The organism is Nocardioides sp. P5_C9_2, from assembly GCF_054049555.1.
In genome coordinates this window covers 1-8866 of the sequence record NZ_JBFUMD010000119.1, presented here as the reverse complement: position 1 = coordinate 8866, position 8866 = coordinate 1, and the positions used below count along the sequence as shown (strand labels likewise).

8 protein-coding genes are annotated in these 8866 nt (G+C 73.7%); 3 read left to right on the top strand and 5 right to left on the bottom strand.

Annotated elements, in window-relative coordinates; translation table 11 throughout:
- From ACXJKL_RS08235 to ACXJKL_RS08225, 3 genes are all read right to left on the bottom strand, one after another.
- A partial coding sequence (locus ACXJKL_RS08235) for a hypothetical protein (RefSeq protein WP_457206577.1) occupies positions 1–224 on the bottom strand: 224 nt, incomplete at its 3' end.
- A 62-nt stretch (positions 225–286) separates the two neighbouring features.
- Positions 287–886 (bottom strand): Dps family protein, encoded by a 600-nt coding sequence (locus tag ACXJKL_RS08230; protein ID WP_457206576.1) that lies wholly within the window; start codon positions 884–886, stop codon positions 287–289.
- A gap of 75 nt (positions 887–961) precedes the next feature.
- The gene (locus ACXJKL_RS08225) at positions 962–1714 is read right to left on the bottom strand and encodes a ZIP family metal transporter (RefSeq protein WP_457206575.1); all 753 of its coding nucleotides are present in this window, start codon (positions 1712–1714) and stop codon (positions 962–964) included.
- A 48-nt stretch (positions 1715–1762) separates the two neighbouring features.
- Between ACXJKL_RS08225 and ACXJKL_RS08220 the strand changes: the two genes are divergently transcribed.
- Together ACXJKL_RS08220 and ACXJKL_RS08215 are read left to right on the top strand one after the other, a co-directional pair.
- Positions 1763–6319: an ATP-dependent helicase gene (locus ACXJKL_RS08220; RefSeq protein ID WP_457206574.1), complete on the top strand. Its 4557-nt coding sequence runs from the start codon at positions 1763–1765 to the stop codon at positions 6317–6319.
- Positions 6312–7103, top strand: coding sequence for a DNA-formamidopyrimidine glycosylase family protein (locus tag ACXJKL_RS08215; protein ID WP_457206573.1), 792 nt, complete (start codon positions 6312–6314; stop codon positions 7101–7103). Before ACXJKL_RS08220 ends, ACXJKL_RS08215 begins: the two co-directional genes overlap by 8 nt.
- Positions 7104–7137: 34 nt before the next feature.
- Here the strand turns inward: ACXJKL_RS08215 and ACXJKL_RS08210 are convergent, their stop codons facing one another.
- Together ACXJKL_RS08210 and ACXJKL_RS08205 are read right to left on the bottom strand one after the other, a co-directional pair.
- On the bottom strand, positions 7138–7467 hold the full coding sequence (locus tag ACXJKL_RS08210) for a helix-turn-helix domain-containing protein (RefSeq protein ID WP_457206572.1): 330 nt from the start codon (positions 7465–7467) through the stop codon (positions 7138–7140).
- A gap of 59 nt (positions 7468–7526) precedes the next feature.
- Positions 7527–8015 (bottom strand): CinA family protein, encoded by a 489-nt coding sequence (locus ACXJKL_RS08205; RefSeq protein WP_457206571.1) that lies wholly within the window; start codon positions 8013–8015, stop codon positions 7527–7529.
- 28 nt (positions 8016–8043) lie between these two features.
- On the opposite strand from ACXJKL_RS08205, the gene ACXJKL_RS08200 reads away from it, so the two are divergent.
- The coding region (locus ACXJKL_RS08200) for a glycoside hydrolase family 15 protein (protein ID WP_457206570.1) at positions 8044–8866 on the top strand (823 nt) is incomplete at its 3' end.

Genomic DNA, 8866 nt, shown 5'->3' with positions numbered 1-8866 from the left:
TCGCCGTCCCGCGCGGCGACCTCCGCCAGCGCGATGTCGACGTCGACCCACCGGTGGAGGTCGATCTTCTCGACCACCACCGGCAGCTCGTCGGCCCGCATGCCCAGGTGCTCGTCGAGCACACCGAGCAGTGGCGTCCCGCGCGTCAGAGGCTCCTCGCGCGTCAGCTGCTTGACCAGCGCGGCCAGGGCCTGCCTCAGGTCGTCGTCCCCCGTGTCCGTCATGGGGCGCAGCCTAGGGACGGGCGGGGACGGCCGCGAGCAGATTCGCGGGGTACGTGCGCGGACTACTTCTTGCGGGGGGCCTTCGTGGCCGCCGCGCGGGGCTCGCGGGCAGCGTCGGCCGCCTCCTGCTCGGTGGTGGCGCCCTCGGTGGCCAGGTGCCCGCCGGTGTTCTCGAGGTGGGCTCGGATGAACCAGTGGAACTGCTCGATCTCGCCGGTCTGGCCGATGAGCAGGTCCTCGGTCACCGGGTCGACCTCGCCGACGACGTCGATCGCCTTGCGGTTGTCCTCGATGACGCCGGTGTAGACGAGGTCGAGGGCGCCGAGGTGGGCCTGCGCGGTGTCCTTGCCGATGTCGTAGTCGTCCCACGAGCGGGCGGCGACGAGCGCGCCCGGGGTGCCGACCGGCGTACCGCCCATGGTCGCGATGCGCTCGGCGACCGCGTCGGCGTAGCCGCGCACGAGGTCGACCTGCGGGTCGAGCATCTCGTGGACGCCGATGAAGTTGGGGCCGACGACGTTCCAGTGCACGTGCTTGAGCACGAGGTGGAGATCGGTGTAGGCGAACAGCCGGTCCTGCAGCGCGGAGACCACGGTGGTGCTCTCGTCGGCATCGAGGCCGGGGACGTGGAAGGTCTGGGTGGGAGTGCTCTTCGTAGCCATGCGACCGACTCTAGGCACCTCGCCCTGAGCCCGTCCCCACCCGCAAGGACGGGCCGCGCCGCCGATCCGGACCCGTCAGGCGCTGCGGCTGATCGCGAACGCGGCGATGAACCCGAGCGTGGCGATCAGGCCCGTCCACAGCCGGGTCTCCTCGAAGGCCTCGGGGATCATCGTGTCGGCCACCATGGCCAGGATGGCGCCCGCGGCCACCGCCGTGATGGCGGCGACGGTCTGGTCGGACGCGCCCCCCAGCAGGAGCACGCCCAACGCGCCGGAGACCCCCGCCGCGACGGCGATGGAGGTCCAGACGCCGAACACGAAACCCGCGCTGCGTCCCGCGCGCTTCATGCCCACCGTGCTGGACAGGCCTTCGGGGAGGTTGGAGATGAAGACCGCGGCCAGCACCGGCACGCCGACGCCGTGCCCACCGAGCAGGGACAGGCCCAGGACCACCGACTCCGGTACGCCGTCCAGCAGGGCGCCGAGGGCGATCGCGGTGCCGCTGCCCTGCTGGTCGTCCTCCCGGGGCTGCTGGTCCCCCGAACGCTTGCGGTGCCGGGCGCCGCGACGCGCCAGCACCACGTTGCCGGCGACGTAGGCGAGCGACCCCACGAGGAACCCGACGACCGTGGCGAGCACGCCCCCGGTGGTGGCCGCCTCGTCGACGAGGTCGAAGGCCAGCGCCGAGATCAGCACGCCGGCGCCGAACGCCATCACGGCCGAGGACACGACCGCGGGGACACGCACGAGCCAGGCCACGGCCGCACCGAGGACCAGGGCGCCTCCGGCCACGAGTCCCCACAGGCCGGCCTCGATCCAGGTGCTCACCCGCTCACCGTAGGGCCCGCTGTCGGTGCCGTAGGACACACTGGGCCCATGTCCGCCCTCGACCACTTCAGCGCGCCGACCCGCGCGTGGTTCGAGGCGGCCTTCGCAAGGCCGACGACCGCGCAGGAGGGGGCGTGGGACGCCATCGCCGCGGGCAAGCACGCGCTGGTCGTGGCCCCGACGGGCAGCGGCAAGACGCTCAGCGCCTTCCTGCACGCCATCGACACGCTCCTGACGGCCGAGCGCCCGGAGGACAAGACGCGTCGCACCCGGGTCCTGTACATCTCACCACTCAAGGCGCTGGCGGTCGACGTCGAGCGCAACCTGCGAGCGCCCCTCACCGGCATCAGGCACACCGCCGAGCGGCTCGGCACCACCGTGCCGGACCTCGCCGTGGGGCTCCGGTCCGGCGACACCTCCGCGGCCGACCGTCGCAAGCTGACGAGCAGTCCGCCGGACATCATGATCACCACGCCCGAGTCGCTCTTCCTGATGCTGACCAGCCAGGCCCGCGAGTCGCTGCGGGGCATCGACACGGTGATCCTCGACGAGGTGCACGCGGTGGCCGGCGGCAAGCGCGGTGCCCACCTGGCCGTCTCCCTCGAGCGCCTYGACGCGCTCCTCGACCGCCCGGCGCAGCGCATCGGGCTGAGCGCGACGGTGCGCCCGCTCGAGGAGGTCGCGCGCTTCCTCGGCGGCAGCGGGCCGGTCGAGATCGTCGCGCCGCCGAGCGAGAAGGAGTGGGACCTGCGGGTCGTCGTCCCGGTCGAGGACATGACCGCCCCGGAGGAGTACGACGAGGATTCCGGCGACCCGCAGCGGGCCACCAGCATCTGGCCGCACGTCGAGGAGCACGTCGTGGACCTGGTCGAGCAGCACCGCTCCACGATCGTCTTCGCCAACTCGCGCCGCCTCGCCGAGCGGCTGACGGCCCGGCTCAACGAGATCGCCACCGACCGCGCCGCCGCCGATGGCGAAAGCGACGGCGACGGCGAGCAGATGACCGACGAGCGGCACGACCCGCCGCCCGCGCAGGTGATGGCCCAGTCGGGCCAGAGMAGCGGCGCCGGCACGATCATCGCCAAGGCGCACCACGGATCGGTCTCCAAGGAGCAGCGCGCGCTCATCGAGGACGACCTCAAGCGCGGCCGGCTCCCCTGTGTCGTGGCCACCAGCAGCCTCGAGCTGGGCATCGACATGGGCGCCGTCGACCTCGTCATCCAGATCGAGTCGCCACCCAGCGTCGCCAGCGCGCTGCAACGCGTCGGCCGCGCCGGCCACCAGGTCGGCGAGGTCAGCCGCGGCGTGCTCTTCCCGAAGCACCGCGGCGACCTGGCCCAGACCGCCGTCGCGGTCGAGCGGATGCGCAGCGGCGCCATCGAGTCGCTGTCGGTGCCGACCAACCCGCTCGACGTGCTCGCCCAGCACGTCGTGGCCTGCACGGCCATGGAGGACTGGGAGGTCGACGACCTCTACGACATGGTGCGCCGCGCCGCCCCGTACTCCGCCCTGCCACGCAGCGCCTTCGACGCGACCCTCGACCTGCTCAGCGGTCGCTACCCGAGCGAGGAGTTCGCCGAGCTGCGCCCGCGCATCGTGTGGGACCGGGTCACCGGCGTGCTCTCCGGGCGTCCGGGCGCCCAGCGGCTGGCCGTCACCAGCGGCGGCACCATCCCCGACCGCGGGCTCTTCGGCGTCTTCCTCGTGGGCGACAAGGCCAGCCGCGTCGGCGAGCTCGACGAGGAGATGGTCTACGAGTCACGCGTCGGCGACATCTTCGCGCTGGGCGCCACCAGCTGGCGCATCGAGGACATCACCCACGACCGGGTGCTGGTGACGCCCGCGCCGGGCATCCCGGGCCGCCTGCCGTTCTGGAAGGGCGACTCCCTAGGCCGGCCCGCCGAGCTGGGCGAGGCGATCGGCAGCTTCACCCGCGAGCTCGGCAGCGTGACTCCGGACAAGGCGCGGCAGCGGGCCCGCGACCGGGGCCTGGACGAGTACGCCGCCGGCAACCTCGTCACCTACGTCACCGAGCAGCAGGAGGCGACCAACGCGCTGCCCAGTGACACCCAGCTGCTCGTCGAGCGCTTCCGCGACGAGCTCGGCGACTGGCGCCTCGTCGTCCACTCGCCGTACGGCACGCCCGTGCACGCCCCGTGGGCGCTGGCCATCAACGCGCGGCTGCGCGAGCGCTACGACATCGACGGGCAGGCGGTGGCCTCCGACGACGGCATCGTCATCCGCATCCCCGACACGGAGAACGAGCCGCCCGGCGGCGACATCGTCGTCTTCGAGCCCGACGAGATCGAGCAGATCGTCACCCAGGAGGTCGGTGGGTCCGCGCTGTTCGCCAGCCGGTTCCGCGAGTGCGCGGCCCGTGCGCTGCTGCTCCCTCGGCGCGACCCCGGGCGGCGCAGTCCCCTGTGGCAGCAGCGCCAGCGCAGTGCGCAGCTGCTCGAGGTCGCCTCGCAGTACCCGTCCTTCCCCATCGTCCTCGAGGCCATCCGCGAGTGCCTGCAGGACGTCTACGACCTGCCGGCCCTGGTGACGCTGCTCCAGCGGGTGCAGCGCCGCGAGGTGACGGTGGTCGACGTGGCGACCCAGTCGCCGAGTCCCTACGCCCGAAGCCTGCTCTTCGGCTACGTCGCGCAGTTCGTCTACGAGGGCGACTCCCCCATCGCCGAGCGCCGGGCCGCGGCGCTCTCGCTGGACCAGGGGCTGCTCGCCGAGCTGCTCGGCCGGGCCGAGCTGCGTGAGCTGCTCGACCCGGAGGTGCTGGCCGAGGTCGAGTCCGAGCTCCAGTGGCTGGCCCCCGACAGGCGGGCCCGCAACGCCGAGGCGGTCGCGGACCTGCTCCGGCTGCTCGGCCCGCTCAGCACCGCCGAGATCACCGCCCGCTCGGTCGAGGGCGCCGATGTCGGGTCCTGGCTGGAGACCCTCTCCGACGTACGCCGCGTGGTCCCGGCGCGCGTCGCCGGGGACGAGCGCTGGACGACCGTCGAGGACGTCGGCCGGCTGCGGGACGGCCTCGGCGTGCCCGTGCCGCCCGGCACGCCCGACGTCTTCACCGAGCCGCACGAGGACCCGATCGGTGACCTGATCGCCCGCTTCGCCCGCACCCACGGTCCGTTCACGACCTCCGACGTCGCCGCGCGACTCGGGCTCGGCGAGGCGGTGGCCCGTCACGCGCTCCAGCGGCTGGTCTCGCGAGGCCGGCTCCTGGAGGGCGAGTTCCGTCCCTCGGGCAGCGGCAGCGAGTGGTGCGACGCGGAGGTCCTGCGCAAGCTCCGGCGCCGGTCGCTGGCCCGGTTGCGCAAGGAGGTCGAGCCGGTCACCCAGGACACCGTGGCGCGCTTCCTGCCCGCGTGGCAGAGGGTCGGCGGCAAGCTCCGCGGCGTCGACGGCGTGGTGGCCGCGATCGACCAGCTCGCCGGCTGTCCGGTGCCTGCCAGCGCCCTCGAGCCGCTCGTCCTCGCGGCCCGGGTCCGCGACTACGAGCCGTCCTACCTCGACGAGCTCACCGCCTCCGGCGAGGTCGTGTGGGCGGGGCACTCCCCGCTGCCCGGCAGCGACGGCTGGGTGAGCCTGCACCTCGCCGACCAAGCCGACCTGACCCTGCCCGACGTCGCCGAGGACGAGCCGAGCGCGGTCGAGCGTGCCGTCCTCGAGGCGCTCGACCCGGGCGGTGCCTGGTTCTTCCGGCAGCTGTCCGACCGGGTCGGCTCCACCAGCGACTCCGAGCTCTCCGCCGCGCTGTGGTCGCTGGTCTGGCAGGGGCGGCTCACCAACGACACCGTGACACCGCTGCGGGCCCTGGTGCGCTCGGGCAGTGCCAGCCACCGCACCCGGCGCACGCCGCCTCGGCTGCGCGCCGGCGGCCGGCCCGGGCGCCCGGGCGCGGGACGGATGCCCGCCCGCAGCGGGCCTCCCGAGACCGCCGGACGCTGGGCGCTGCTGCCCGAGCGTGACACCGACCCGACCCGCCGTGCGCACGCGACGGCCGAGCACCTCCTCGAGCGGCACGGCGTGGTCACCCGCGGCGCCGTGATGAGCGAGCGCGTGCCGGGGGGCTTCGCGGGGGTCTACAAGGTGCTGTCCGCGTTCGAGGACACCGGTCGGTGCCGCCGGGGCTACTTCATCGAGGGACTCGGTGCGGCGCAGTTCGGTTCTGCCGGGGCGATCGACCGGTTGCGCACGTTCAGCGAGCGGGCCGACGCCAAGCCCGGGGCGATCACGCTCGCCGCGACGGATCCGGCCAATCCCTACGGCGCGGCACTGGCCTGGCCGGCCTCGACGCCCACCGAGACCTCCGGCCACCGGCCGGGCCGCAAGGCCGGAGCACTCGTGGTCCTCGTCGACGGCGACCTGACGATGTACGTCGAGCGCGGTGGCCGCACCCTGCTCACCTGGAGCGACGACCCCGACCGGCTCGTCCCCGCCRCCTCCGCGCTGGCCGATGCCACCCGGCGCGGCGTGCTGGGCAAGCTCACCGTGGAGCGGGCCGACGGGGCCGCTCTGCTCGGTGGGGGCATCACGCCCCTGCGCGCCGCGCTCGACGAGGCCGGGTTCCTGGCCACCCCGAAGGGACTGAGGATGCGTGCCTGAGGGCGACACCGTCTACCGCGCGGCCCGCAAGCTGGACCGCGCGCTGACCGGCCACGTGCTGGCCACCAGCGACTTCCGGGTGCCCCAGCTGGCCACCGTGGACCTCTCCGGGGGCACCGTGACCGGCACGTTCTCCCGTGGCAAGCACCTGCTGACCCACATCGAGCACGAGGAGGCGTGGACGCTGCACACGCACCTCAAGATGGAGGGCAGCTGGCACGTCTACCCCCTCCACGAGAAGTGGCGACGACCGGCCACCCAGGCCCGGGTGGTGCTGCGCACGGAGGCCCGCGCCGCGGTCGGCTTCTCCCTCGGCATCGTGGAGCTGGTGCCCCGCTCCCACGAGCACGAGGTGGTCGGACACCTCGGGCCCGACCTGCTCGGTGGTGACTGGGACGAGGCGGAGGCGATGCGCCGGTTGCGCAGCGACCCGCACCGACCCGTCGGCGAGGCGCTGCTCGACCAGACCAACCTGGCCGGCATCGGCAACATGTACATGGCCGAGCTGTGCTTCACCAGCGGGGTGCACCCGCTGCGTCCGGTCGGCGAGGTGCCCGACCTCGAGCGACTGGTCCGGCGCGCCCGCCAGATGCTCGACCTCAACAAGGAGCGGGCCATCCAGTCCACGACCGGCGACCTGCGCCCGCGCGAGCGGATGTGGGTCTACCGACGTGACAACTCGGCCTGCCGCCGGTGCGGCACACCTGTCCGCGTCGCGATGCGCGGGCCCGCCGAGCGCGAGCGGGCGTCGTACTGGTGTCCGCGCTGCCAGCCCGAGGACTGACGCGACGCCCAGCAGTGGGGACCGACCGGGTTGCTCAGGCGGCCGAGGCGACGACGTCGCCCGGAGCCGGCCGTGCCGAGGTGATCGGGGTGGCCTCGACGGAGTCGACGCGGCGCAGGCCCTGGGCCAGCTCCTCGACCGCGATCGCGTCGGAGACCTCGCGGAGCACGTCGGAGAGCGGCAGGTCGAGCGCGGAGCAGAGCGAGGCGAGGAGCTCGGAGGAGGCCTCCTTCTGGCCCCGCTCGATCTCCGAGATGTAGCCCAGGCTGACCCGGGCGTCGGCGGACACCTCGCGCAGGGTCAGGCCCTGCTGCATCCGCTCGCTGCGGAGCACGTCACCGAGGATGCGTCGAAAGAGCACCATGGCGCTGTCCTTCCCGTCCGTGGAAAGCCCGCTCGTGGAGGGCTCCGTGGTGGCCAACGCTACCGGAGCGCTGGTTCTTCCCGGGTGAGGATCCCCTCGAGCACCGACAACGCCTCCCGACAGGCCGCGTCCTGCACCGCGGCGCGGTCTCCTGCCAGGGCCAGCAGGCGCGTCTCCACGCCCTCCGGGCCTGCCGCCGCCACCCACACGTGCCCCGCCGGGTGCCCCTCCTGCGGGTCCGGTCCGGCGACCCCCGTCGTAGCCATCGCGTACGTGGTGCCGAGCAGCGCGCGCACCCCGGTGGCCATCGCGGCCGCGCACTCCCCCGACACCACGCCGTGCGCCGCCACCGTGTCCGCGGGCACGCCGAGCACCGCGACCTTGACCGCCGTCGCATAGGCGACGACCCCGCCCGTCACGCACGCCGAGGCTCCCGGGACCGAGGTCAGCAGGGCCGCGAGGCGACCGCCCGTGAGCGACTCCGCGGTCGCCACGGTGGCTCCGCGGGCGGTGAGCAGGGCCACGATCGGCCGGGGTTCCGTCGCCATGCTGGGGACTCTAGCTACGTTGGCGGACATGGCACTCCCCATCGAGGACTACGCGCTCGTCGGCGATCGAGGCACCGCGGCACTCATCGGCCGGGACGGCTCGGTGGATTGGTTGTGCCTGCCCCGGTTCGACTCCCCCGCCTGCTTCGCCGCCCTGCTCGGCGACACCGACAACGGACGCTGGGTGCTGGCGCCGGCCGATCCCGAGGGTGTCCGGACCAGCCGCCGCTACATCGGCCACAGCGCGGTGCTCGAGACCACCTTCACCACCCCGACCGGGGTCCTGGTGCTGCGCGACGTGATGCCCACCGGCGACGGCCGGGCCGACCTGGTGCGCACCGTGCGGTGCAGCGAGGGCTCGGTCCGGGTCTGCCACGAGTGGGTGGTGCGCTTCGACTACGGTCTCGTCCGCCCCTGGGTGACGCGGCAGCAGGTGCACGGGCACGAGGTGATCGTCGCGACGGCGGGGCCCGACAAGCTCATGCTCTGGGGCCCGCGCCTCCCGCACGCGGTCGACGGTCACCACGCCGACGAGTTCGACCTCGCGGCCGGGGAGTCGATGACGTTCTCCACCTCGTGGATGCGTTCGTGGCACGCGCTGCCCGAGCCGCTGTCCTTCGACGACCGCATCGAGGCGACGCGCGTCGAGGACGAGCGCTGGGCGCTGACCTGCACCGAGGACCTGCCACACGCGGACCTGGTGCGCCGCAGCCTGCTCACCCTGCGGCTGATGACGCACGCGGAGACCGGCGGGATCGTGGCCGCGCCGACCACGTCGCTCCCCGAGCAGTTCGGCGGTGAGCGCAACTGGGACTACCGCTACTGCTGGCTGCGCGACGCCGCCCTGACCC